General features: G+C 60.5%; 17 protein-coding genes and 1 pseudogene. 9 read left to right on the forward strand and 9 right to left on the reverse strand.

Annotation, left to right across the window (positions count from 1 at the left end):
* Nucleotides 1-223: 223 nt before the first annotated feature.
* Nucleotides 224-742: a superoxide dismutase family protein gene (locus AACH87_RS11815; protein ID WP_338794639.1), complete on the reverse strand. Its 519-nt coding sequence runs from the start codon at nucleotides 740-742 to the stop codon at nucleotides 224-226.
* 206 nt (nucleotides 743-948) lie between these two features.
* On the opposite strand from AACH87_RS11815, the gene imuA reads away from it, so the two are divergent.
* The 4 genes and pseudogenes from imuA (at nucleotide 949) to AACH87_RS11835 (ending at nucleotide 6,350) form a co-directional block, all read left to right on the forward strand.
* Nucleotides 949-1,848 carry a translesion DNA synthesis-associated protein ImuA gene (imuA, locus tag AACH87_RS11820; protein ID WP_338794640.1) on the forward strand — a complete coding sequence of 300 codons (900 nt, stop codon included), beginning with the start codon at nucleotides 949-951 and terminating at the stop codon, nucleotides 1,846-1,848.
* 130 nt (nucleotides 1,849-1,978) lie between these two features.
* Entirely contained in the window at nucleotides 1,979-3,436 is a 1,458-nt protein-coding gene (locus AACH87_RS11825) for a DNA polymerase Y family protein (RefSeq protein WP_338794641.1), read from the forward strand.
* Between the two features lie 3 nt (nucleotides 3,437-3,439).
* Nucleotides 3,440-5,530 (forward strand): annotated as a pseudogene (locus tag AACH87_RS11830) (error-prone DNA polymerase); the annotation flags it as partial.
* 223 nt (nucleotides 5,531-5,753) lie between these two features.
* Entirely contained in the window at nucleotides 5,754-6,350 is a 597-nt protein-coding gene (locus tag AACH87_RS11835) for an OmpW family outer membrane protein (protein WP_338794642.1), read from the forward strand.
* A 184-nt stretch (nucleotides 6,351-6,534) separates the two neighbouring features.
* Here the strand turns inward: AACH87_RS11835 and AACH87_RS11840 are convergent, their stop codons facing one another.
* From AACH87_RS11840 to AACH87_RS11850, 3 genes are all read right to left on the reverse strand, one after another.
* A complete protein-coding gene (locus AACH87_RS11840; protein ID WP_338794643.1) occupies nucleotides 6,535-8,358 on the reverse strand; it encodes an ATP-binding protein in 1,824 nt (607 codons plus the stop codon).
* A gap of 131 nt (nucleotides 8,359-8,489) precedes the next feature.
* Nucleotides 8,490-8,885 (reverse strand): VOC family protein, encoded by a 396-nt coding sequence (locus tag AACH87_RS11845; RefSeq protein WP_338794644.1) that lies wholly within the window; start codon nucleotides 8,883-8,885, stop codon nucleotides 8,490-8,492.
* Between the two features lie 70 nt (nucleotides 8,886-8,955).
* Nucleotides 8,956-10,302 (reverse strand): diguanylate cyclase, encoded by a 1,347-nt coding sequence (locus AACH87_RS11850; protein ID WP_338794646.1) that lies wholly within the window; start codon nucleotides 10,300-10,302, stop codon nucleotides 8,956-8,958.
* Nucleotides 10,303-10,702: 400 nt separating this feature from the next.
* Between AACH87_RS11850 and AACH87_RS11855 the strand changes: the two genes are divergently transcribed.
* Nucleotides 10,703-13,846 carry an EAL domain-containing protein gene (locus AACH87_RS11855; RefSeq protein ID WP_338794647.1) on the forward strand — a complete coding sequence of 1,048 codons (3,144 nt, stop codon included), beginning with the start codon at nucleotides 10,703-10,705 and terminating at the stop codon, nucleotides 13,844-13,846.
* Nucleotides 13,847-13,950: 104 nt separating this feature from the next.
* On the forward strand, nucleotides 13,951-15,972 hold the full coding sequence (locus AACH87_RS11860; RefSeq protein ID WP_338794648.1) for a propionate--CoA ligase: 2,022 nt from the start codon (nucleotides 13,951-13,953) through the stop codon (nucleotides 15,970-15,972).
* 114 nt (nucleotides 15,973-16,086) lie between these two features.
* Here the strand turns inward: AACH87_RS11860 and AACH87_RS11865 are convergent, their stop codons facing one another.
* The 3 genes from AACH87_RS11865 to AACH87_RS11875 form a co-directional block, all read right to left on the reverse strand.
* Nucleotides 16,087-16,749, reverse strand: a complete 663-nt coding sequence (locus AACH87_RS11865; RefSeq protein ID WP_338794649.1) for an RnfABCDGE type electron transport complex subunit B — start codon at nucleotides 16,747-16,749, stop codon at nucleotides 16,087-16,089.
* Between the two features lie 38 nt (nucleotides 16,750-16,787).
* Nucleotides 16,788-18,200, reverse strand: a complete 1,413-nt coding sequence (gene phaZ, locus AACH87_RS11870) for a polyhydroxyalkanoate depolymerase (RefSeq protein ID WP_338794650.1) — start codon at nucleotides 18,198-18,200, stop codon at nucleotides 16,788-16,790.
* A 235-nt stretch (nucleotides 18,201-18,435) separates the two neighbouring features.
* Nucleotides 18,436-19,512, reverse strand: coding sequence for a (p)ppGpp synthetase (locus tag AACH87_RS11875; protein WP_338794651.1), 1,077 nt, complete (start codon nucleotides 19,510-19,512; stop codon nucleotides 18,436-18,438).
* 211 nt (nucleotides 19,513-19,723) lie between these two features.
* On the opposite strand from AACH87_RS11875, the gene AACH87_RS11880 reads away from it, so the two are divergent.
* Entirely contained in the window at nucleotides 19,724-22,483 is a 2,760-nt protein-coding gene (locus AACH87_RS11880; RefSeq protein ID WP_338794652.1) for an EAL domain-containing protein, read from the forward strand.
* Nucleotides 22,484-22,507: 24 nt separating this feature from the next.
* Here AACH87_RS11880 and dusA read toward each other — a convergent pair whose 3' ends face one another.
* Entirely contained in the window at nucleotides 22,508-23,470 is a 963-nt protein-coding gene (gene dusA / locus AACH87_RS11885) for a tRNA dihydrouridine(20/20a) synthase DusA (RefSeq protein WP_338798934.1), read from the reverse strand.
* 379 nt (nucleotides 23,471-23,849) lie between these two features.
* On the opposite strand from dusA, the gene AACH87_RS11890 reads away from it, so the two are divergent.
* A complete protein-coding gene (locus tag AACH87_RS11890) occupies nucleotides 23,850-24,437 on the forward strand; it encodes a lysophospholipid acyltransferase family protein (protein WP_338794653.1) in 588 nt (195 codons plus the stop codon).
* Between the two features lie 81 nt (nucleotides 24,438-24,518).
* On the opposite strand, the gene AACH87_RS11895 is transcribed toward AACH87_RS11890, so the two are convergent.
* A complete protein-coding gene (locus AACH87_RS11895) occupies nucleotides 24,519-24,971 on the reverse strand; it encodes an Lrp/AsnC family transcriptional regulator (protein ID WP_338794654.1) in 453 nt (150 codons plus the stop codon).
* 220 nt (nucleotides 24,972-25,191) lie between these two features.
* Between AACH87_RS11895 and AACH87_RS11900 the strand changes: the two genes are divergently transcribed.
* On the forward strand, nucleotides 25,192-26,358 hold the full coding sequence (locus AACH87_RS11900; RefSeq protein WP_338798935.1) for a saccharopine dehydrogenase C-terminal domain-containing protein: 1,167 nt from the start codon (nucleotides 25,192-25,194) through the stop codon (nucleotides 26,356-26,358).

Consider the following 26,358-nt stretch of genomic DNA (forward strand, 5'->3'; position numbering starts at 1 on the left):
CTGCCTATCCTGAAAAATGCGGCCTGCTGAATCACCAATCGGATCGGGTCACCAGAGGATTTGTTGCTATCCCCCAGCCATCTGCGATGGCTTAGAGCGGCTAACAAAACTCTTTTGGCGTCGTTGCCGCGTCTTGTCGTACTACGCGTACTGCCTGCGACGCAGCGCCTGGCCAGAACCGCTGCGCTGAGTTTTGTTAGCCGCTCTGAGGGGACAGAGAGTGTTACTTGGCGGCAATCACAGCACAGGCCAGACGAGGCCCGGCGTTACCGGTGGGCTGGGTGGTGTAGTCATCGGGGTCGCGGTGCACGATGAGGCCGCGGCCAATGATGTTGTTATCCGTGCTGCCCACGCGGATGATGCGCGATTCAAAATTGAAGGTAGCGACACCATTGGCATCGGCCTTCAGGCTGGGAAGGTCGCCGGTGTGGTGGTCGCCCATGCCATGGTGGCCGTGGGGCTTGCCGCCGGGGTTGAAATGGCCGCCAGCGCTCATGCCGTCGCCGCTGCTGCAGTCGCCTTTTTCATGGATGTGAAAGCCGTGCTCGGCACCGGGCTTGAGGCCGGTAATCGTTCCCGACACCTTCACCACATCACCCATCTGCACAAACTGCACGGTGCCTGTGGTGGTGTTGCCCTTGGTGGCTTGCAGTTGCGCTGTGGCACTGGGGCCTGTGCTGTAAGAGGCGCAGCCAGCCACAGCAGCAACAGCCGCTGATGCCAGAAAAAAACGAAGATTCATGAAGTGCTCCTTGAATGGGAAAAGGCCATAAAACGCGCTTGCGCAGGCATGGTAACCAAAAGGTCGCTGCCATGGCTGCGGATTGAGAGTGCCCCACAAAACTCAGTACCGTGAAGGGCTGGCATGGCCTGAAATCCTCATATACTGTATAAATATACAGTTATTGAGCACTATCGCTTCAACCGGCTTACCGCCCCTTGTTCACCATGTCTGCAGCAATGTCGTCCAGCTCTCAGCGCCGCGCATCCTCTGCGGCGCAGTCTGTGCATGTGCCAGGCGTGTGGCTTGGGCACCAGCTGTGTGATGCGCATGTATCCACCGTCACCCAGCCCACGGGCTATGCCGCGCTGGATGCTGAACTGCCCGGCGGCGGCTGGCCTGTGGGCGCGTTGACTGAGTTGCTGCATGCAGACCCCGCACGCCACACCTGGCAACTGTTGCTGCCCGCATTGGCACAGGCCACTGCTGCCCGGCCCGGTACCGTGGTGCTGGTAGCCCCACCTTGCGAACCCTTTGCCCCAGCGTTGCGGGCTGCAGGCCTTCCGCCTGAGCGCTTGTTCCGGGTGCACGCTGGCAACGCGCTGCTGGGCGCAGCTGGCGGCAAAGCTGCGGCTACCGCTGCCCTGTGGGCGGCCGAGCAAGCCCTGCGCTGCCGCGATGTGCTGGCCGTCGTGGCGTGGTTGCCGCAGGCCTTGCCAGAGCAGCTGCGGCGACTGCACCTGGCAGCTGCGCAGATGGGGCAACTGTTGTGGGTGCTGCGCCCGGCCAGCACACGCCAACAGGCCTCACCCGCACCGCTGCGCCTGGCGGTGCGGCCAGATGCGGTCACGCCCCAGGCCATGCAGGTGCAGGTCATCAAGCGGCGTGGCCCCCCATTGGCACAAGCTGTGGTGCTGCCCGGGTGCTCAGATCGGCTGGCGCAGGTGCTGGCTGCGGCGGCTGTACGAGCGCAGCAACGGCGCAGCATCAGCACTGGGGTGCCTTTGCCAGCCGCAGGTGCGGTGACTGATACGGTGGCCAATGCGGTAGCGGGAGCCATCGTCAGGGCAGGGCAGAAAGGGATGACACATGCACTGGATCGCCTGGCCGAGCCTGCCGCCTTGTGAGCCATCGTCGGCTTCTGCAGTCTCAGCGTCTGGGTGCTCGGCCCATACAAACGATGCTGCGGGCAAGCGTACAGAGGGTGCGTCGCTCATCGCAAACGTCACGCTACCAGATGCCGATGCCTGGTGGGCCTTGCGTTTTACCCCCCGCGTAGCCCGGGTGGACGAGGCCTTGCTGCTGGAGGTATCGACCACCGAGCGGCTGTGGGGTGGCCGCGCTGCGCTGCTGGATCAATTGCTGGCCAGTGCCCCAGCCAGTACAAAAAGCACAAAAATTTCGATCTCACCGCTGCTGGGGCAAGGCCCCACCTCATTCCAGGCACTGGCTCTGCTGCGGCTGCAACTGGCCGGGCAACCCATGCCCAGGCGGGTGCCACATGACTTACCCCTACACACCCTGACAGCACTGCGCCCCCATGTAGCCAGCCTGGCGCGCATGGGGTGCAACACCTGGGGCCAGCTGCGTGCCTTGCCGCGTGATGGGGTGGCACGGCGGCTGGGCGCGCCTGCCTTGCGGGCACTGGACTGCGCTTTTGGCGATGCGCCCCACACCCACACCTGGCTGGAACTGCCAGAGGTGTTTGCGCTGTCGGCAGAGCTGCCCATGCTGGCAACATCTGCCGACACCTTGCTGTGGTCCGCCCACGGCTTGCTGCAAGCGCTGCAGGCATGGCTGCAGGCCCGCCAGCAGGGCGTGCTGGCGCTGGAGCTGGCCTGGCACCACGACCTGCGCAAGGTCGATGGCATGCCGGTGCCCCCCTGGCAGGCCTTGCCAGTGCGCACGGCGCAGCCTACCCAGGCGCTGGGGCATCTGCGCCTCCTGCTGGCAGAAAACCTGGCCCGCACGCCCCTGGCCGCACCGGCCAACCAGATTGCGCTGCGCGCCCTGGAAACGGTACCCATGCCTCAAGCCAGTGCCAGCCTGCTACCGCCTGCGGGAGCTGCAGGCGGTATGGGCCGCAGTGCAGAAAGTGAAGCCAACAGTGAAAGCTGGCATCAACTGGTCGAGCGCCTGTCTGCCCGGCTGGGAGCAGACCAGGTGCAAGGCGTGGCCTTGGCGGCTGATCACCGCCCCGAACGCATGCAGCACTGGCAACCTGCCACACAGGCGCTTCAGGGTGGGGCGATTGCGCCCACGGCTGGGCAAACCACGTCGCGCACCGCGTTGCCTGACGCCAGCCTGTGGCCCACCTGGCTGCTGCGTCCACCCCAACGGCTTGCCGTGCAGGGCAGCCGCCCGTGCTATCTGGGGCCTTTGCGACTGGTGGCAGGCCCTCATCGGCTGGAGGCTGCCTGGTGGGAGGCCGCCCCTGAGCCATCGGCTGATGCACAGCCGCTGCAGGACGAGAGCGGGGGCGTGACCTCTGGCCTTGTGGTGCGCGACTACTTTGTGGCCCATAACGACCGGGTCGGGCATGTGTGGGTGTTTCGCGAGCGTTTGCCACGCTCAGCTCTTTCAGCCCCATCAAACTCAGTCCCATCAGGCACATCAGCAGCAAGCCATGGTGAGGCAGGGCGGGGCACATGGGGGAGATCTGCCACAACGGCAGCCCGGCAAGACCGCTGGTTTCTGCACGGCATCTACGGCTGAACCATGCACCCGCATCGCCCACCAGCTCTGGTGCTGCCGGACTATGCCGAGCTGCACTGCGTCTCCAACTTCAGCTTCCAGCGGGGCGCATCGCACCCGCATGAGCTGGTGGAGCGCGCCGCAGCACTGGGCTACCGCGCACTGGCGCTGACGGACGAATGCTCGGTCGCCGGTGTGGTGCGGGCTCACCGGCGGGCCAAGGCGCTGGGGCTGCACCTGATTCTGGGCAGCGAGTTTGCCTACCCCGGCTTCCGGCTGGTGGCTCTGGCGCGCAACGCACAGGGGTGGGGCAACCTGTGCCAGTTCATCACAGCGGCAAGGCGCAATGCAGTCAAAGGCAGCTATCAGATGGGGCCGCTGTCCGATGCGCAGCAGCTGCAAGACTGCGAGTTGCTGCTGGTGCCTGAGCGCACGCTACAAAACGCTACTGATTTTGCAGCTATTGCCGCTTTATTGATGGGCGCTAGAGCCCAATTTCTTCAAAACTTCTGGCTGGTGGCAGAACTGCTGTTGGAGCCCGACGACGACCTGTGGCTGGCCACGCTGCAACAGGCTGGCGCTGCCGCAGGTGTGCCCCTGGTGGCCGCAGGCGATGTGCACATGCATGTGCGCTCACGCAAGCCGCTGCAGGACGTGATCACCGCCGTGCGCCTGGGGCTGCCCGTGGCGCAATGCGGCTTTGCCTTGCAACCCCACGCCGAGCGCCACCTGCGCCAGCGCGTGCGGCTGGCGGGCATCTACCCGCCCGAGCTGCTGGCCGCCACGGTGCAGATTGCCCAGCGCTGCACCTTCAGCCTGGACGAAATCAAATACCAATATCCGCAAGAGACAGTGCCTGCAGGCATGACTCCCACCCAGGGGCTGGCATGGCTCACCTACGAAGGCGCTGCAAGCCGTTACCCGGAGGGCGTGCCACCTGCGGTGCATACCCAGCTGCAGCGCGAGCTAGCGCTGATTGCCGACTGCAAGTACGAGATGTATTTCCTGACCGTGCATGACATCGTGCGGTATGCGCGCAGCGTGGGCATCCTGTGCCAGGGGCGTGGCTCGGCTGCCAATTCGGCGGTGTGCTTTTGCCTGGGCATCACGGCGGTAGACCCGACCCGTTCCACCTTGCTGTTTGAGCGCTTTATCAGCCGGGCACGCAAGGAGCCGCCCGACATTGATGTGGACTTTGAGCACGACCGGCGCGAGGAAGTCATCCAGTACATCTACAGCAAATATGGCCGTGATCGCGCCGCCATTGCTGCCGTAGTCACCACCTATCGCACCCGCAGCGTGCTGCGCGACGTGGGCAAGGCACTGGGTGTACACCCGGCGGTGGTCGATGCCTTTGCCAAGGAGCACCACTGGTTTGATGAAGAACTGGCCAGCCACAAACTCCAGGCCTTGGCCGCATCGCTGGGCCAGCCCTTGGCTGCGCATACTGCTGCGCTGTGGCTGGAGATTGCAGACGAGCTGCACGGTTTTCCACGGCACCTGAGCCAGCATGTGGGCGGCTTTGTGCTCACCCAAGGGCCTCTCACACGGCTGGTGCCCATCGAAAACGCAGCCATGGCAGACCGCTCCATCATCCAGTGGGACAAAGACGACCTGGACGAGATGGGGCTGATGAAGGTGGATGTACTGGCGCTGGGCATGCTCAGCGCACTGCGCCGCTGCATGGACTTGCGCGCAGTCCTGCGCGGCGAGCGCTGGGACTTGACAGACATCCCTGCGGAAGACCCCGACACCTACGACATGATCTGCGCGGCCGACACCGTAGGCGTCTTCCAGATTGAAAGCCGCGCCCAGATGAGCATGCTCCCCCGACTTCAACCGCGCGAGTTTTACGACCTGGTGGTCGAAGTCGCCATCGTGCGGCCCGGCCCCATTCAGGGCGGCATGGTGCATCCGTATTTGCAGGCGCGTGAGAGGCGCAGACGGGACCAACCTCTGGTGTTGGAAAAGCCCGAGTTGGCCGATGCGCTTGAGCGTACGCTGGGCGTGCCGATTTTTCAGGAACAGGTGATGCAGATTGCCATGGTTGCAGCAGATTTTTCTCATGAGGAAGCCGATCAACTGCGGCGAGCCATTGCCGCATGGAGGCCCAGAAGCAGGGACGATTGACTGAAAACGCTTCACACACAAGCCAGAAAACCGCCTAGCTTTGAGTAAAAAAATAGCCTTGTTGCAAAAAAGCAAATTCAGCGCGAGACGTAACCCAACCCGCAGGGGTAAACACCGAGTTGTTTGACCTGCGGCAAGGTTGCCCCTACCGCTTGGAGGCCCAATACGTTCACGGGGGCCGTCCCCGTTCAACTGCACTGAGTTCTGTATGAAGAAAAATCTGCTGACCGTGGCCCTTCTTTGCGCCCTGACTTCTGGTGCTGCGTTTGCGCAGCAAGCCGAAGGCCCCTGGCTGGTGCGCGCACGCGCCGTCAACCTGGACAGCGCCAACAAGGACAGCACGGGCCTGGGCCTGTCGGTCAACGACAAGGTCATTCCTGAAGTCGACGTGTCGTACTTCTTCACACCCAACATCGCTGCCGAACTGGTGCTGACCGTTCCACAAAAGCACGATCTGAGCTCTACAAAGCTAGGCGGGAAGATTGGTACGCTCAAGCACCTGCCTCCTTCGCTGCTGGTTCAATACCACTTCAACGCCAACGGCTTCAAGCCATACGTGGGCGCTGGCCTGAACTACACCCGCTTCTCCAGCGTGAAGCTGCCGGCAGGCGTAGACATTGACCGCAACAGCTTCGGTGCGGCTCTGCAAGTTGGCGTGGACATTCCTCTGCAAAAGAACCTGTACCTGAACTTCGACGTGAAGAAGGTTTTCATCAAAACCGATGTGAGCGTCGGTGGCGCTCAGGTTGGAACCTTCAAGGTGGACCCCGTTCTGGTGGGCGTGGGTCTGGGCTGGCGCTTCTGATGTGCCCCGCGCAGCCTCAGCTGCGCGAACTCTCCGGTGGGGAAAGCCAGTGCAACTGCACTGGCTTTTTTTTGTTTCTGGATATCACTCAGTCAGAAGCAAGATGGCAATTACACGAGAGTGGGTAAACCACACGGCCATCGCCTTCAACCCCCTGCGCTTCAACGCAGTCCAGTGCAATGACTTACGCGACAGAGCCCACTTCACGCGGCAAAGACAGCGTGAAGCGCGAGCCTTGGCCGGGTGATGAGATCACGGTGAGCTGCCCGTGCATCAGTTCTGCCAGCGCACGCGACAGCGCAAGGCCCAAGCCGGTGCCTCCGTGCTGACTACTCACCTGGGCACTCCCTTGTCTGAACTTCTCAAAAATGATTTCATGCAAATGCTCCGGGATGCCCGGACCCGAGTCCACTACATGAAAAAGCAACCGGTCCCCGTCAGCTTGCACCTCTAGCCTCACACCGCCCGTAGCGGTGAACTTGAGAGCATTCGACAGCAGGTTGTTCAATATCTGTTTGAGCCGCAGTCCGTCGCACACCAATATCTCCGGTGTGTCGTCTGAAATAGCGATGTCGAGCGACAACCCTTTTTGTGCAGCAGAAATTGCAAAGAAATCAGCCGTGTTCTGCAACAGCTCTCGCACAGGGTGGGGAGCCAGCACTATGGGCATGGCCCCAGCTTCTACCTTGGCCAAGTCGAGGATCTCAGTCAAAAGGGTGTTCAGGTGGTCGGCAGCTTGCCGGATCAGAGTTGCCGCCTCTCTAAAGGAGGGTTGCTGAAGACGCAATTCCATCAATTCCGCAAAGCCGCGAATACTGGTGAGCGGCGTGCGCAGTTCGTGTGACACAGCGGCCATGAATTCGCTCTTGGCTTGGCTTGCAGACTGCGCTTGCGCCTCACTGATCGCAAGCGCGGCATGAGACTCTTCCAGGCGGCGTACCCCACGCAAAAAACCCACGCCGCTAGCAATGATTGCGGCACCCAGAAGAATTGCCACCGCGACGGTGACATTGCGCATGTCACGCCACTCTTCCAAAGCGGCTTCAGTGGTGTTGGAAACCACGACATTCAGCGGATAGCCAGGAATGCGCCTGAATGCTGCAATGCGTTCCGTTTTGTCTACTTCACTCACCCTGATGTAGGCACCCTCTGCTTTAGTCAGGTCTAACAGGGGATGGTCAGAGGGGAGCGTGACGGTCTTACCCATGCCAACCGGCTTACCTGCTTCCACCCGCGCGCGAATGGTTTGATCGTCACCGAGCAGCGTGACGGCTCCCCCTTCGCCAAGCTGAACATCGCTGTATACCGTTTCGAAATAATCCGGATTGACGGAAGCGACGACTACGCCGTGCATATACCCACTGGGGGAAACGATGGGGCGGGACAGTTGCAGCGTCCACTTGCCAGACACCTTACCCAGAACAGGCTTGCCTACAAACAGGCCATTGCGTGTCAACTGCCGGTGTGCATCCCGTTGGCGCTCCGGCTCCAGGTGTACCTGGATATGCTCACGCTCAGAGAGATCAATGGCACCGGTCTTTTGTCCTTCAGGGTCCAGATTGCTGGCGACAAATCGGCCGTCCGCCCCCACCAAAGACAACTGGGTGAGTATGTCGGGGACCAAACCGGTTTCGTTAGCCAACCGGGTGAAATCAGCAGGCTGGAAGCTTCCTTTTGCAACGGCATCCCGCATTCTGATCGTGGCTTGATCGATGGGAGCCAATGCGCGCAGTGTTTGCTCTTCCAGTACGCGGGCAAGGTTCGCGCTTTGCGTCTCCTGAGCAGCCAGTGCATCCTGCCACTTGGTATACAGAGCAAGAGAAAGCAGAGAAGCGGTGATGATCAGTGCCACCACAATGAATCCAATCACCGTGGCCTGCAGGCCCTTGGCATGCTTTACCCGTGCAGGCTGATGACCTGGCCCTGGACTTGGCGGTATTGGCTGTGACTGGTTACTCGCGCGCACGGTGTGGGTGGATTCCAAGGCTTTTCCCATGTCGGCAAGCATGCCACGTTACAAGGTGTTTGCGCAGAGGGCTCACCATAGTTCGGTCATGGGCCCCACATCCGGCGCTTTTGCACAACAGCCAGACCTGGAGCACGGCGCGTTCGTTGAGCGTTGAGTGTTCGCTCAGCCTGTCACCCCGCCAGTATGGGCGTACAAAGCTCGACCAATGTGCCATCGGGACAGCGCAGGTAAGACACAGTTTGACCCCAAGGTCTGTGCGCGGGGCTCGCCAGTTCACGGGCTCCGCAGGCCAAAGCATGGGCGTGGGCCGAAGGAACGTCCGGCGTGACCAACGCAATTTCCACCCCCAAGGGTTGAGCAGATGCGTGGGCCTGAATATGGCCGCCGGGAAAATTTTCGTCTCCTAGGGCATGACTTGCAAAGGCCAGGGTTGTGCTGCCTGTTTCTAGCTCGCCGTAGGTGCCGGATTCATGCAGAAAGCGTTGTTGCAAACCAAATGCTTTCTCAAAAAATGCCAGGGACGCAGGCACGTCAGGCACGTAGAGAATGGTGTAGCCGAATTGCATGGTAGTCACTCTCCAAAGGATGCCGCATCTGGGGCATTTTGCCCCATGGGAGCGACATGGCAGGCATCACTCAGGCCTGTCGCTGGCGTTTGGGATGGAACATGAACTGATTCCCTCCCTGGCGTTTTGCGTGGTACATGGCCTCATCGGCATGACTGAGCAGCGTGCTTTCCGTTGCGCCATGGTCGGGAAAGACGGCAACTCCAATGCTCGGCTGTATGGACAGGGACTTGTCGTGTACAGAGAAAGGGTGGGAGAACGCAGACAGTATCTTGTGAGCTGTATGGTGGGGAAGTTCGCCCGCATGAGCGCCCTCCAGCAATACAACAAACTCATCCCCTCCCAGTCTGGCTACCGTGTCGGAGCTGCGTACGCAGCCAGCCAATCGGCGGGCTACGCTTTGCAGCAATACGTCACCTGCTGCATGACCCAGGGTGTCGTTCACTTCCTTGAAGCGGTCGAGATCAATGAACAGAAGGGAGAGCGGCAATCCATCCCGGCGCGCGCGAGACAGAGCCATTTGGAGCCGGTCGTTGAACAGGGCGCGGTTGGGAAGCTGGGTAAGCTGGTCAAACTGCGCCATTTGCTTCAGTCGCTCATGCATTTGCGTTCGTTCAATGGCCAAGGAAATCTGTGTGGATACAAACTGCAGCAAATCCTTGTCCGCCAGACTGTAGGCGACTTGGTTGCTCCCGCTTTCCAGCAGCAGAGCACCTTTGGGGCCACCCGAGGAGGGCAGAGGCATGCACAGCCAAGTCAGACCGCCTTGATGCACACCAGTGGCCTCTGCGACCTCGCCGTCCTGCGATGAGGCAAAGAGGGCGGTTCCCTGTTGAATGGCCCGGAGGCAAAGGCTTTCGTGCCAGGTTTCATCGGCTTTGGCTCTTTGGCAGCTGGTAACCGCCGGGGGAGACGAATATGCAAAGCGCACCGAGGGGCCATCCTGCTCATACAAGGCGACCCTGAAGCTGCGCACACTGATCAACTGCTCAAGAATACAGTGCACATGCCCAAGAAGACTGGGGAGATCGATTGCGTTGTGGGCTGCCTCGGAGATTGCGTAAGTTGCCGAGTGCATGGACTCCGTCCGTTTGCGTTCGGTGATGTCATGCGCAACAGCGATGCGCAATTGCCGCTCGGGCAGCCAACGCGCAGTCCACAAGATGTGAGCCACTGATCCGTCTTTGCGGATATACCGGTTCTCAAACTGCAACTGCAGGGTTCCCTGCATGATCCGGTGCGCCTGCTCGGAAGTGACTTCCCGATCATCCGGATGCACCAGATCCAACATGCGCAAACCCACCGCCTCTTCAGGTGCGTAGCCGAAGATACGCTCAAACGCAGGGCTGACAAAAACAATCCGGCTGTCTACATCCACGATGCAGACCGCGTCGAGCAAGAGATCTACGACGTTCAAGGAAGAGATGCTTTGCATGCATGCTATTTGAACCGATTGCAACCTCGCGTGGGGATGTATCTTGGTGAAAACCATCCCCCGACCCTTTGGGTGTTGCCATCTTTGTTTCGCATCACACCTCCGTCAGGCGGACCGGGTGCTCTAGATATAGAAGCGGGCCGGTAAGAAAAGCAGTTGCTTAGTGGCCCTGCAACGCTGTTACATATGCTCCTCATTTCATAGCTGCTTGCGCTGTCTGGTGTTGCATAAAAAGCACTTTTCTCTCAAATGCTTCCAGGTAACTGGATGTTGCCAAAAGTAGCGCAAAATGCGCTTTTTCATCGATCTTCAAGACGTGAAAAGCCGTCCTTCATGCCTCGACTTGAGTGACGGTGAACGGCCATCAGACCAACCCCATTCCATGCTGTCTCTCATTCCCTACGGACGTTACCGCCACTGGCTTGTCGGCCTGGCTGTGGCATTGACGGGATGGGCTGCCACTTACGGCCTCGTAGAGCAGCAATTGCGTTCGGTAGGCATGGTTGAGCAAACGCGTTTCACGCAAGAAGCCCGCGCCTTTACCGATGCCCTGGAGCAGAGGATTGCAGCCAACACGGAAATTGTTTACGGCCTGCACAATCTTTTTTCGCTCAACCCTAATCTGGGGCGCGCCGAGTTTGAAAGGGTCGTCAGCGAGCTGGATGCGGTTCGCCGGTATCCGGGAGTGCGCAATCTCGCATTCACCAAACGTGTGGACCGGAACGAACGTGCCGCCTACGAGGCATCCATTCGGGCAGAGATGTCGACATTACCCAGCGGGCGCACCGATTACGCAATCTACCCAGCGGGTGAGCGCAGCGAGTACTTTGTTGTGCATTACATCTGGCCTATGCAGGGCAATGCGGAGTTGCTGGGGTTGGACATCAGTGCCCAACCGGCCAATTTGGCATCCATGCATTTCAGCAGGGACAGTGGCAAGCCGGTAGCGTCGGCTCCCTTCGAGTTGATTCAGGAAGCCGACCATCGAAATGCGTTTGTGATACGCATTCCCGTGTTTGGAAAGCCGGACACAGCGCACTCCCCATCCAAACCCTTTTTGGGAGCCGTGGCCGCGACCATCCGTGTATACGACGTTGTGCGTGCGCTTGAATCTCAGGGCTACCTCAACGGCTTGTCTGTTGCTATTGAAGATGCCGGCTCCATGCGCCAACCTTTGGGTGGTGAAGCATTCAGTCCGCTTCTGGAGCGGACTGCACAACCGTTGGCTGGCACTCCCATTCTTGTCAAAGAGCTAGCAGTACATGACCGCCGGTGGCGTTTGAGTTTTCAGCCCACACGGTCTTTGCTCTCACCTTATGAGCAGCGTTTGCCCTGGGTCGTAGGAGGGGGCGGAGCGCTCGTCGCACTCTTGGTGGGTGCCTTGATCGCGTTGCTGGTGCGGCAGCGCACCCATGCTTTGGCACGCGCGCTGGTGTCGGACGAAGCCCGAAGGCAAAGTGAGGAGCGGTTCAGGGCGCTTTTCAATCAAGCGGCAGTAGGCGTTGCCCAGGTCAATTCTGAGACGGGCATCGTCATGCGCATCAACCAGCGCTACTGCGACATTGTTGGGTACACACCCGAGGAGCTGCAGGGGCGGACCTTGCGCGAAATCAGCCATCCGGAAGATCAGCCTGCAGTGTTTGCCGCCATGGCACGATTGAAAAAGGGTGAAATTCCGGAATTCCGTATTGAAAAGCGCTATTTCCGCAAAGACGGAGAAGAAGTCTGGGTAGACCTGACAGTTGCCCCCATGTGGGCAGTAGGGGCTGAGCCCGATTTCCATATCTCCATGGTGCAGGACATCACTTCGCGCAAGCGCATGGAAGAGAGTCTGCGCACCAGTGAACAACGCCTGAGAAGCATTCTCCAGCGCTTGCCTGTGGGCGTTTGCCTGGTTGAAAGCGATGGGCGCATGAGCTTTCGCAATGAGCGGTTTGTACAAATCTGCGGATACAGCGAGGCAGAGATCCCAGCGGCAGAAATCTGGTGGGAGCAGGTCTACCCCGATGCAGAAATACGTGCAAAGTACAGAGCTGCGTGGCAAAAAAATCTAGATAACGCCAGAGCAACGGATGGGGCAATAGAGGCTGGGGAATACGCCATCCATTGCAGAGACGGCCAGCAACGCACTGTAGAGATTGCTGGGGTGATGGTGGGCGCAGGCTACCTGATCACCATGGTGGACCTCAGCCAGCGCAAGGCTGCCGAGGAAGAGATCAGGTATCTCGCCTTTTATGACCCGTTGACCCGATTGCCCAATCGACGTCTGTTAATGGATCGCCTCCAGCAAGCTTTGGCCACCAGCACGCGTCATGGACGTAGCGGTGCGCTGCTCTTGCTGGACTTGGACAACTTCAAAACCTTGAACGAAACCCAGGGACACGACAAGGGCGACACCTTGCTACTCCAGGTCTCACACCGACTTCGCTCATGCCTGCATGAAGACGACACCTTGGCCCGCCAAGGGGGCGATGAATTCGTCGTGGTGCTGGAAGATCTGGGCGACACCCCAGAGGAAGCTGCAGCCAGGGCCGAGGACGCGGGCCAAAAAATTCTGGAGGCCCTGCGTGAGCCCTACACCCTGGAAGGTGAGTCGCATCACAGCTCCATGAGCATGGGAATTACCGTATTCAGCGGCATGCGAGAAACGGTCGATGAACTCCTCAAACGGGCGGATTTGGCGATGTACCAGGCCAAGTCTGCTGGCCGTGACACGTTGCGGTTCTACGATCCTCAAATGCAGGCGGCCGTGACTGCCCGTGCCGTGCTGGAGGCGGACATGCGAGCGGGCTTGGCTCAAGGGCAGTTTGAACTGTATTACCAGCCACAGGTGGAGCACGGTCGTATCACAGGGGCTGAGGCTCTGCTGCGCTGGCGTCATCCCCGCGATGGTTTTGTATCGCCATCGCACTTCATTCCCCTGGCCGAGGAATCCGGGCTGATCCTGCCCTTGGGTGAATGGGTGCTTCAGCAGGCCTGTGAGCGCCTGGCGCAATGGGCGCAACAGCCGGCATTGTCTGGGCTGACTTTGGCGGTCAACGTCAGTCCACGCCAGTTCCACCAAGGCGGCTTTGTTCCGCAGGTTCTTGCGGCGTTGGCGCGCTCGGGGGCAGAGGGCACACGTCTGAAGCTGGAGATGACCGAGGGCTTGTTGCTGGCTGACGTGGAAGACACGATTGCCAAGATGGCCAAGCTCAAGAGCTACGGCGTTGGCTTCTCGCTGGATGACTTTGGTACCGGCTACTCATCCCTGGCCTATCTCAAGCGCCTGCCTTTGAACCAGCTCAAGATTGACCAGAGCTTTGTGCGTGACGTTCTCACCGACCCGAACGACGCTGCCATTGCCCGAACGGTTGTGGCACTGGCCAACAGCCTTGGCTTGGGCGTCATTGCGGAAGGCGTGGAAACCGAAGAGCAGCGAGCTTTTCTGGCTCGCAACCATTGCTACAGCTGGCAAGGCTATCTGCTCAGCAAGCCGGTGCCCGTGGCTGATTTTGAGAGTTTGGTCCGCAGCCACAACGGCTGAACTGGGCTGGACTGCCTGCGCTTTCTACGCCACAAAGTCCGCTGCCTAAATGCTGGGTCAACTCTGGGAATAGTCAGCTTGCAGAAAGCACGTTATGAATAATTATGAATTCAGAACTTGCTGGTGCTCAGGCAGACTGGTGCGACGTTCAACCCGTCGAAATAAGACGCTGGCAGCCGCACAGTGGGTACAGGCAAGACACCCAACAGAGAGATGCAAGGAGACAAACCATGACGAGCTATGCCGACTTCCACCGCCGCTCCCTGGAGGAGCGTGACGCGTTCTGGGCAGAACAGGCGGCGTTGATTGATTGGCAAGCTCCGCCTCGGCAGGTATGTGATTACAGCAATCCGCCTTTTGCCAAGTGGTTTGTGGGGGGCACCACCAATCTCTGCCACAACGCGGTGGATCGCCACTTGAGTGCCCGCGCGGACCAAGCTGCCTTGGTCGCAATCTCTACGGAAACAGACACTGAACGCAGCTACAGCTACGCTGAATTGCATGCGGAAGTGCAACGCATGGCGGCGACCCTGCAAAGTTTGGGGGTGAAGAAGGGTGACCGCGTTCTGATCTACATGCCCATGATTGCGGAGGCTGCGTTTGCCATGCTGGCCTGCGTGCGTATTGGGGCACTGCATTCCGTGGTGTTTGGGGGATTTGCCTCGGGCTCCCTGGCCTCGCGCATAGAAGATGCAGAGCCGGTGGCTGTGGTCAGCGCAGATGGTGGTTCGCGCGGTGGCAAGGTAGTGCCCTACAAGCCCTTGCTGGATGAAGCCATTGCCTTGTCCAAGCACAAACCTTCAGCGGTGTTGATGGTGAACCGCGGGCTCGCCGCCATGACCCTGCAACCCGGACGGGACCACGACTGGTCTGCATTGCGCGAAAAGCACCTTGACGCTCGGGTGGACTGCGAATGGGTGGAATCCACCCACCCCAGCTACACGCTTTACACCAGCGGCACCACCGGCAAACCCAAAGGCGTACAACGCGACACTGGCGGGTATACCGTGGCACTGGCTGCGAGCATGAAGCATATCTTTGACGCGCAGGCAGGGCAGACCTACTTTGCGACCAGCGACATTGGCTGGGTGGTCGGCCACAGCTACATCATCTACGGCCCTCTCATTGCAGGCATGACCACCATCATGTACGAGGGATTGCCCATCCGCCCCGACGCGGGGGTGTGGTGGAGCATCGTCGAAAAATACAAGGTCACGCACATGTTCTCTGCGCCTACCGCAGTGCGCGTACTCAAGAAACAAGACCCGAGCTGGCTCAAGAAATACGACGTTTCCAGTCTCAAAGCCCTGTGGCTGGCGGGAGAGCCTCTGGACGAACCCACAGCCCAGTGGATCAGCGATGCCTTGGCTGTTCCCATCATCGACAACTACTGGCAAACCGAGACAGGCTGGCCCATCCTTACGCTGGCCAATGGTGTGCAATCACAGGTCACGCGTTTTGGCAGTCCAGGCAAAGCCATGTATGGCTACAACGTCAAAATCATCGACGAAGGCACAGGCGAAGAACTCACTGCGCCCAACCAGAAGGGAGTCGTCGCCATTGAAGGGCCCTTGCCACCCGGCTGCATGCAAACCGTGTGGCGCGATGACGCCCGGTTTGTGAATACCTATTGGAAGAGTATTCCTGGCCGTCTGGTCTACAGCACGTTTGACTGGGGTATCCGCGATGCCGACGGCTACCACTTCATCCTGGGGCGTACCGATGATGTGATCAACGTGGCGGGCCACCGACTGGGCACCCGTGAGATTGAGGAAAGCATCGCGTCCCATCCCAATATTGCCGAAGTCGCAGTCGTGGGCGTAGCAGATTCGCTGAAGGGCCAAGTGGCCATGGCGTTTGCGGTCGCCAAGGATGCTTCCGCCCTCGATTCGGATGCCGCACGACTCAAGCTGGAAGGCGAGGTGATGAAGCAGGTCGATCACCAACTGGGCGCTGTTGCGCGGCCATCGCGCGTGTACTTCGTGAACGTGCTACCCAAAACCCGCAGCGGCAAACTGTTGCGCCGCGCATTGCAGGCGGTGGCAGAGGGGCGGGACCCTGGGGATCTGACCACCATGGACGATCCCGCTGCACTGCAACAGGTTCGGGAGCTGGTGGCAAGGTAAGCGCAAGTTCAGCAGGCTCTCGGTCATCGTATTCAGGAAATGCGATAACCGAGTCTTGCCTTAAGCGTCTGCTGCTCTCAGCTCACAGCAGCGCGGCAGGGACTTGAGGCACTATCAGCTAGAGAGCTTTTGACGAGCCTTAGCCAAGGCCGCAGCAATCGCTGCTTTGCGTGCTGCCGCTCCCCCATCATCCACAGAACCGGCTGGCAGAGGGTTTGCTGCCTCGGTGTGAATAGCCGCGGGTTCAGTGCTTTCCGTGGACGGGGCTCCCTCTTCGTCCTCAGAGCCGTTTCGCTGGCGCAGCTTATGTGTCTGGTACCTTTCGCGCGCCTGCTGGGCAAGCTCAACGCTCCAGACATTCCACCCCGTCTGTTGGCCGCTGGCGTTTTCCAATTGAATGCAATCCACCGGGCAGACCGGGACGCACAGTTCGCAGCCGGTGCAATAGGTTTCAATCACCGTATGCATGAGCTTGTTGGCACCCACAATGGCATCCGTGGGGCAGGCCTTCAAACAAAGCGTGCATCCTATGCACCATTGTTCATCAATGAAAGCCACGGTTCGAAATGACTCAGGCCCATGAACAGCTTCGTTGAGCGGCAGGGCGGAGCGCCCGGTGATGGCTGCCAAACGCTGCACACCTTCCGCGCCGCCGGGAGGGCACTGGTTGATCTCAGCCTCTGAGATGGCCACCGCTTGCGCGTAGCTGGCGCAGTCGGGGTAGCCGCAGCGGGTACATTGGGTCTGGGGCAATGCGGCATCAATGCGGCGAGCCAAGTCACTGAGGAAGCCCGCCACGGCGGGCTTTTCAGCGATCAAGCCTTACGCGCCGCACGGCGGGTGCGGGCGGTGGGGGCAGCAGTGACCGTCGTTGCCGCAGAGGGCTCGACAGCTGCAGGAGCCGCAGCCCCTGAACGCGTAGCTGCGGCCTTGCTGGCAGCGGGTTTGTGAGCCGCTGGCTGCGCAGGCTGGTGCTCCAGGATGAATGCCTTGACCTGGGGATAGACAATCTCGCGCCAGCGACGGCCGCTGAAAATGCCGTAGTGGCCGGCGCCCTTGGCTTCCAGATGGCGTTGCTCCTTGCGCACGATCCCTGTGCAAAGGTCATGAGCCGCCTCGGTCTGCCCCGAGCCGGAGATGTCATCCAGTTCGCCCTCTACCGTGAAAAGGGCAGTGGTCTTGATGTCCTGCGGGCGAACACGTTCTACCTTGCCCTCGGGCGAGCGAACATCCCAGGTGCCGTGAACCAGTTGGAAATCCTGGAATACGGTCTTGATCGTTTCCAGGTAGTAATCCGCATCCATGTCCAGCACCGCGTTGTACTCGTCGTAGAACTTGCGGTGGGCCTCAGCGCTGGCGTCATCACCCTTGATGAGGTTCTTGAAGTAGTCGTAGTGGCTGTTGGCGTGGCGGTCGGGATTCATGGCCACAAAGCCTGTGTGCTGCAAGAAGCCGGGGTATACACGTCGGCCAGCGCCGGGGAAGTTGTCCGGAACACGGTAAATGACGTTGTTCTCGAACCACTCAAAGCTGCGATTCATGGCCAGGTTGTTCACGGCCGTGGGGGACTTGCGGGCATCGATAGGTCCACCCATCATGGTCATGGTCAGGGGCGTCGTCTCGCCACGGCTGGCCATCAACGAAACGGCTGCCAGCACCGGCACGGTGGGCTGACACACGCTGATGACATGGCAGTTGCCATAGATGCCTTGCAGGTAGCGAATGAATTCCTGCACGTAGTTCACATAGTCGTCCAGATGGAATTCACCATCTTCCAGGGGGACGAGGCGGGCATTTTTCCAGTCGGTGATGTAGACCTTGTGGTCCTTGAGCATGGTGCGCACCGTGTCCCGCAACAGCGTGGCGTAGTGGCCCGACAAGGGCGCCACGATCAGCACTACGGGCTGGCCCTTGATCTTGGTCAGGGTGGCTGGGTCATCGGAGAAGCGCTTGAACCGGCGCAATTCGCAAAACGGTTTGTTCACCTCCACGCGTTCGTGGATGGCTACACCCACGCCGTCCACATCCACACTGGGGATGTCGAAAGTGGGCTTTTCGTAGTCTTTGCCCAGGCGGTAAAGCAGATCGTAGCCCGCAGACAGACGCTGGGCCATGGGCACCTGATTGAAGGGCGACAGGGGATTGCTGAACAACTTGGACGCTGCTTGCGCAAAGTCAGCAAAAGGCTCCATCAAAGAGCGCTGGGTTTCGTAGATCTGGTAGAGCATGGGGCCAAACTCCGTTATGTTGCAGTGCAATATAGCAGCAGAGTGAGGCATCGCAATGGAGTAAAACCACCAATCGCCAGTCGCCTATGCGACAACGGATGGAGCGGTCGGCTTTTGCGTGCAAGGTGCCAGCATCACCCGTCCACCCCAAAGCCGGAGATTGCTATCAAATATATAGCTGCCTACGCTTGATGGAAGGGCGCAAGCCTTGGTTTTTTTCTACTTTTCACAAGCTTCAAACCGGATTTTCCTGTAGCCACGCTTCAAAAGCCTCACGAGCCGCATTGCGCAGAGCGGGGCGGAACTGGGTCTTCTGCCCTAGATAAAGGCAATGGCGGATCACCGTGAACGGGTTGAAGGAGCCCTGGGGGTTCTGCTCCTCAAAGTGCTGCTTGTAGCGCTTGACGGTGCCGATCGTGTGACGCAGCAGCTCGTTGAACTGCGATCGCGTCATTCCAGGCTGCCACGTCTGAATATCGGCAACAAAGCTGTCTACCTTGCCGGGTTCAAAGTCGAAATCCTTGAAGAAGTGGTTGGCGATCTTGAGGAAAGTGAACGCGTTGAGTTCGCTGCCAGCCTGGGGTTGTCTGCTGGGCCGCGGAACCTCCGGTTCGCCCGGGTCTGCTGAAGAGGTGGCGGTTTCGTCTGGCGCCTGCAGCAGTTCGGCCGCTGTGGCATCGCGGATCTGCAGAAACTCACGATCGGCCAGCTCAAACAGGGCTGACAGCACATTGATACGGCGCTTGAGCTGGCTGGGAATGGATTTTTTGTACTTGATCTTGTGGTCCAGAACGCTCCATGAGTCCTGGATGATGGTGCGAATCTGCAACTCAAACGGCCACAGGGCGGCTGCTTGATTCTCTGAAAGGGCAGCCTGCGTCGCATTGAAGCGCAGGTCCATGTGCAGCCCCTTGTAGCCAAACTCCGTTTCGGTGCTTTCTACGGCAGCCACCTTGTCTGTCACCTCAATCACGTCAAAGTGTGAACGCACCAGCTGGGCGACTTTTTCCAGCTCATCTTCATACAGACACACCACGCGCACGCCAATCAGGTCGGTGATCCAGTGCTGGATCTCGTACGGCGTATTGCGCTCTTCCAGCGCCGCCCGGTACTTGCGGCGGAACTTGCGAATGCACTCGTCTACGTCCTTGACGCGGCCTTCCACCTTGGAGATGTCCAGCCCCGGCGCTGCCTTCAGCAACAACTCCAGCGCACGCATGACCTGCTCGCACGCAGCCTTCAGCTGATCGTGCCTTTGCGCATAGAAGACGCGAAACTGGTTCTCTTCCAACTCGACAGGAATCTGGGCCATGTGATCAGTGAAGGGGACTGAGAAGTGACTCTGAGAATCTGTTCCAAGAGCCTGGGGGAGGCAAGTAGGGTACACAAACACAGTGCCCCCTCTGAAGACACTGTGGTGTTCTGCTCCATTGTTTGTAAAAAATCATTTCCCGCCACCGCACTGTTGTTGATAATGGGCCGCGCGCCATGCCACCCGGAGATGGCGCGCCCCTTCCTCACCGATGCCACCTGCCCAGGAAAAAAATCCGTCTGCCAGTTCGCCAGCCGTTTTCCAGCGACGCTGGAGTTGGGTGCTGGCGCCGGTCCTGTCGTTGGTCATGCTGGGGTTGACCTACGCACACTGGAGCAGTGAAGAGCGCAACAGTCGGGAAAGGCGTGATCTCAACTTTCAGGTAGCCGCCGAGCGCATGGCGTACAACCTTGCCGATCGCATGGCCACCTACGAGCTGGTATTGCGCGGCACGCGGGGTTACTTTGAAGGCTCCGAGCGCATCGACCGGGATGAGTTTCGGGCTTATGTCGAATCCCTTCAGCTGCGCGAGACGAGGCCTGGCCTCAAAGGGATTTCACTCATCCTGAAGCTGTCGGCCGCCGCTTTGCCAGCGCATGTTCAGGACATGCGACAACGCGGATTTCCAGACTACACGGTGCGCCCAGCAGGGGATCGGGCCACCTATGCCACCGTTACCCATATCGAACCGCTGGATGCTGAAAACCAGCGGGTGTTGGGTCTGGACATCCTGACCCTCACGCCTGCGAAAGAGGCCCTGGAGCGCGCGACGGACTCCGGGCAACTGGCACTCACGGGCGTGCTCACACTGGCGCAGGATGGCCCTGCGGGCGGTCCCAAGGGGCTGGTGATGTACCTCCCCATCTACGCCCCTGGAGCACCGCTCGAAACCGTGCAACAGCGCCGCGCAGCCTTGCGGGGCTGGGTGTCGGCTCCGTTCCATCTGGCCGATGTGATTGCCGGACTCTCGCGCGAATGGGATGCCGACATCGGTCTGGATGTGTTTGACGGGGATGCTATGGAAGGGGGGCAGCCCCTGTACACCGACGCCAGACTGGAGCATGGTCAGGCCAAACGCCAGTTGGTGCGCCCTTTGCAGTTGGGTGGTCGCACCTGGAATCTCCGCATGGTGCCCCTGCCTGCCTTTGAGGAGCGGTACGAATACGAAACGCACCACCTCTCCGCATTGATTGGCGCCGCACTCAGCATCGTGCTTGGCTGGTTTGCCTGGCTGCTTGCCACGGCGCGCGCGCGGGCTGAGGCGCTGGCTTATGCCATGACCTCAGAGTTGCGCACTGCACGGGATGAACTGGCAAGCACCCTGCACGCCATTCCAGACCTGTTGATGGAAATTGGGCCTGATGGGCGCATTTCCTACTGCCGCAGCGGTCACCTTGCGCCATTGGCCAGCGCAGCGCACAGCTTCGTGGGCTTGCGGCTGGAAGATATCGTCCAGCCCGAGGCTGCTGCAGGTTGCCGCGCAGCCATCCAGGCCGCAACGAGCAACGGGTATTCGGCAGGGCAGCAGTTCTATTTGGATGTGCAGGGGCACACCTACTGGTTTGAACTATCCATAGCGCGCAAGCCAGGCGATGAGCCAGGTCAACCACCCAGTTTCATTGCGCTGTCGCGAGACATCACCGAGCGCAAGAAGGCGGAGGCAAGGTCTCACCAGCTGGCCTATTTTGATGCGCTGACCGAGCTGCCCAACCGCCGCATGCTGCTGGACCGGATGGAGCAGGCCCTGGCGGCGGCACAAAAGTCTGGCCACATCGGGGCGGTGATCTTTGTAGACCTCGACAACTTCAAGCAGATCAATGATGCACGCGGGCACACCGTGGGGGATGTCCTGCTCAAGCAGGTGGCCCAGCGCCTGCACGGCCTGCTACGCCCCGGAGACACCGTGGCCCGGCTCAGCGGTGATGAATTTGTGATGCTGGTGGGGCAGTTGGGGGTGGATATTGAAAGCGCCGGGCGTGCCGCATTGCTGGTGGCAGAGACCGTGCGAGCAGCGCTGGAAGTGCCCTACAACATCCACACCCATCTCTACAGCAGCACCAGCAGCATCGGCATCACACTGTTCCCCAAACAGGCGGAAGGGGCAGAAGACCTACTGCGCGAAGCGGATACGGCCATGTACCGGGCCAAAGACATGGGCCGCAATCGCATCCGCTTCTACGAAGCGGCCATGCAGGCAGATGTGCAGGAGCGATTGGCACTGGAGCAAGACCTCAAGAAAGCCACCACCGAAGGGCAGCTGGCGGTGTTCGTGCAGTCGCAGGTGGATTCGGCAGGCAAGGTCGTGGGCGGGGAGTTGCTGATGCGCTGGCAACACCCTGAGCGGGGCAACGTGCCGCCCAGCCGGTTCATTCCGGTAGCAGAATCCTCAGGCCTCATCCTCCGAATGGGCGACTGGATGATTGGCAAGGCGTGCGAAGCGCTGGCCAAACTGCAAGCCAAAGGCCAGTTCATCACCATTTCGGTCAACGTGAGTGAGCGGCAGTTCCGGCAAGAGGATTTTGTGGACCGCATCCGCAATGTGCTGGCATCGACGGGAGCCAGGCCAGAGCTGCTGATCCTGGAAGTTACCGAGAGCCTGCTGATCGAAAACCTGGACGACACGATTGCCCGCATGACAGAGCTGGTGCGGCTGGGTCTGCGCTTTTCCATCGATGACTTCGGCACGGGCTACTCCAGCCTTGCCTACCTCAAACGCCTGCCGCTCTTTGAGCTGAAGATCGACAAGAGCTTTGTGCAGGACGCCCCCGATGATCCGAGTGATACAGCCATCGTGCAGTCAATTCTGGCGGTGGCCGGACACCTGCAGCTGCGGGTGGTGGCAGAAGGTGTGGAAACCCGGGCCCAGGCCGACTTCCTGATCGAGAACCAGTGCGAGTGCCTGCAAGGCTACCTGTTCGGCCGCCCGCAGCCCTTGGATACCTGGATCGAAAGCCAGGTGGCTGGCGGGTAAACAGGCGCTAACGGCCTTCCGTGGTCAGTGTTCGCGGTGGTGCGCCAGCGATTCGGCCACCGCCTGCTGGGCGTGCTGGTACACCTCCCGCGCGGGGCGATCCTTGAGCAGGTGGTTGCTCCACACCTGCCGCCAGATGCGGGCACCCGGCAAACCATGGCGCAGGCCCAGCATGTGGCGGGCGATGTGCGCCCACGGCGTGCCGTGCTGGGCAGCCTCGCGCTCCATGTACTCCACCATGGCCAGTTCCACGTCCTCCCGGCTCAGGGCGCAGGGCTGCCCGCCGTAGTACAGCGCATCCCACTGCGCCAGCCACCAGGGGTTGTGGTAGGCCTCGCGCCCAATCATCACGCCATCCAGGTGCTGCAATTGCTCTTGCACCACCGCATCGGTGGTGATGCCGCCATTGATGGCGATGGTGAACTGCGGAAAGTCCGCTTTGAGCTGGTGCACCACCTCGTAGCGCAGGGGCGGAATGTCGCGGTTTTCCTTCGGGCTCAGGCCCTGCAGCCAGGCATTGCGGGCATGCACGATGAATACCGTGCAACCAGCATCCGCCACCGTGCCGATGAAGTCGCGCACAAAGCTATAGCTCTCGTCCTTGTCGATACCAATGCGGTGTTTGACGGTGACAGGCACCTGCACCACGTCCTTCATGGCTTTCACGCAGTCGGCCACCACCTGCGGGGCTTTCATCAGACTGGCACCAAAGGCACCACGCTGCACGCGGTCGCTGGGGCAGCCGCAGTTGAGGTTGATTTCGTCATAGCCCCATTGCTCACCCAGCTTGGCGGCCTGCGCCAGCTTGTCGGGCTCGTTGCCCCCCAACTGCAGGGCCACGGGGTGCTCTTCCGCGTTGTGGCGCAGGTGCCGCTCGGTCCCCCCAAACAGGATGCCGCCCGCGTTCACCATCTCGGTGTAGAGCAGGGTGTGGCGTGTCAGCAGGCGATGAAAGTAGCGGCAGTGGCGGTCAGTCCAGTCCATCATGGGGGCGACGGACATGCGCCAGGGGCTGTAGGCGGTTTGCACGGGATACGGTCAGAAGGGGGAGGTGGGGCGGCGACAAGGCATGCACATGGGCATGGCGCGCAGCGAAAGGGCGGGATTATCCCATCGTGCTGTGAAAGTGCATTGGGCGGCGTTTATTGAGCAATGGATAAAAAGTGGCTTTTGCGCCCATGAATTGAGCGCAGGCAGCTAGCATTTTGATAGTCATAAGACCTTCTCCACCTTCGTTGAACTGGCTCCCCGCTGCACAAGCCAGGACGGCGAACTTGCAATAACGCAAGGTGTTGCCAAACGTTTCGGCGATACTCGGCGTCGCCGCGCCTGCGGCGTCTGCACACTGTCTGGTCTGCCTTTTCCCATGCATCACACCATTTTTGACACGCCGGTGGTCAACACTTTGCTGCGCGCCTTTTCCATGGCCACACTGCGCCTGACGGGGTGGAAGGTCGAGGGCAGCCTGCCTGCCAACGCCCACAAAAGCGTGCTGATTGCCGCCCCGCACACCAGCAACTGGGATCTGCCCTACACGCTGATGCTGGCTTTTTCGCTGCGGCTGCGGGTGTACTGGATGGGCAAGCACAGCCTGTTCAAAGGGCCCTTCGGCCCCGTCATGCGCTGGCTTGGCGGGGTGCCGGTGAACCGGCAGCAGGCCAATAACCTCGTGGCATCGTCCGCCCAGGCCATGCGCGACGCCAAGGGCCCCATGCAGCTCATCGTGCCGCCCGAGGGCACCCGGGGCAAGACGCGGCACTGGAAAACCGGCTTCTACTACATTGCCCAGCAGGCGGGCGTGCCGATTGTTCTGGCCTTTGTGGACTATGGGCGCAAGGTGGGGGGACTGGGCCCCGTGTTCGAGCCCACGGGAGACATTGACCGCGACATGGCGGCCATCAAGGCGTTCTATGCCCCCATTCGCGGCAAAAACCCCACTCAGTTTGAAGCTTGAAAGGCATCAAAATCGCTGCTAGCGCACGTCAGTCAAGCGCAGGCAGCTATGCTTTAGATAGCATTCTGAGCCGGGCGACGGTCATGCGCCCGCGCTGCGCCGGTCCAGCTTGCGGCTCAGCACAATGCTGGTCTGGGTCTGGCGCACGCCGTCGAGCTGGCCCAGCGTGTCCAGCAAGGCATCCAGCCGCTCATGGCTGGGGCAACGCAGAAACACCAGGTAATCAAACGGCCCGCTCACGGCCGAGACTTCCTCCACCTCGGGCATGCGCTCCAGCGCCTGCAGCACGGCAGGTGCAGTGCGCGGCAGCACGCTGATGCTGCACCAGGCACGCACACTGCCTGCATCCATCGCCGGGCCCAGGCGTACGCCGTAACCCGCCACCACGCCCGCACGCTCCAGCCGGGCTATGCGCGCCACCACTGTGGTGCGCGCCAGCCCCAGGCGGCGGGCCAGTTGCGCGGTGCCCTCACGGGCATTGGCCTGCAGCAGGCTCAGCAATTGCCGGTCGGTGTCGTCCAGAGAAGGGGTCATCAAGTCGCTCCACACAAACACGTATTCAAACCCAAGGTGAAGCGCATTTTGACGCTTTGCCTCCAATTTTCGTCGGACTGACGTAAGTAATGGCGCATAGCGGTGATTTTGAAGCTACACATTGACACCCACCCAGCCTAGCATCTCCTCATGCCTGCAGGCGCTACCCAGCAGGGCCTGCAGCCCATCCCTTTGACCGAGGAGCACAGCCATGACCACCATGCCCACCCTGCCTGTTTCTGTGGCTAATCTGAATCCCGCCCCCGGCTTGCGCAGCGTTTGCATTCTGGGCGCAGGCCACATTGGCTTTGCCATGGCCTTGATGCTGCAGCAGGGCGGCGGCTACCAGCTCACCGTGGCTGATCGTGATGCCGACAGGCTCCGCGCCGTGACGGCCCTGGGCATTGCAACCCGGCATATTCAGCATGCCGACGACCTGAAAGCTGCCGTGGCGGGTCAGTACGCCGTGCTCAATGCCTTGCCCTACCACCAGGCCGTGACGGTGGCCACGCTGTGTGCAGCGGAGGATGTGCATTACTTTGACCTGACGGAGGATGTGCAGAGCACCCACGCGATTCAGGCGCTGGCCGCCACGGGGCAGGGTGGGGCGGCCGCCACCAGCGTGCTCATGCCGCAATGCGGGCTGGCCCCGGGCTTCATTGGCATCGTGGGGCACGATCTGGCCCGGCGGTTTGAGCAGCTGCATACGCTGCGCATGCGGGTGGGGGCGCTGCCGCGCTACCCCCAGGGAGCTCTGCGCTACAACCTGACCTGGAGCACCGAAGGCCTCATCAACGAATACTGCAACCCTTGCGAAGCGATTGTGGATGGCGTGCGCACCACTGTGCCTGCACTGGAAGGGCTGGAGACCTTTTCACTCGACGGTGTGGAGTACGAGGCGTTCAACACCTCGGGCGGGCTGGGCATGCTCACCCACACGCTCATGGGCCGCGCGCGGCAGGTGGATTACCAGTCCATTCGCTATCCCGGCCACTGCGCCATCCTCAAGCTGCTGCTCAACGACTTGCGCCTGCGCGAACGGCGCGATCTGCTCAAGGACATTCTGGAAAACGCGGTGCCCACCACCGATCAGGACGTGATCGTCATCTTTGCCACGGCCACGGGCCTGCAGGGCGGCAAGCTGGTGCAGCACTCGTACTCCGCTCGCATCCTGGGGGCGGAAGTAGGGGGACACCGCCTGAGCGCCATCCAGCGCACCACGGCGGCCGGGATTTGCACCGCGCTTGATCTGGTAGCCCAGGGACGTTTGCCTGCGCAGGGCTTTGTCGGGCAAGAGGCGGTGAGCCTGCCGGACTTTCTGGGCAACCGCTTTGGCGCGGTGTATGCAGTGGATGAGGTGCCGTTGCTTAATGCAGCAATGGTGTGA

This window comes from Acidovorax sp. DW039, assembly GCF_037101375.1.
In the GTDB taxonomy this organism is placed as follows: domain Bacteria; phylum Pseudomonadota; class Gammaproteobacteria; order Burkholderiales; family Burkholderiaceae_C; genus Acidovorax.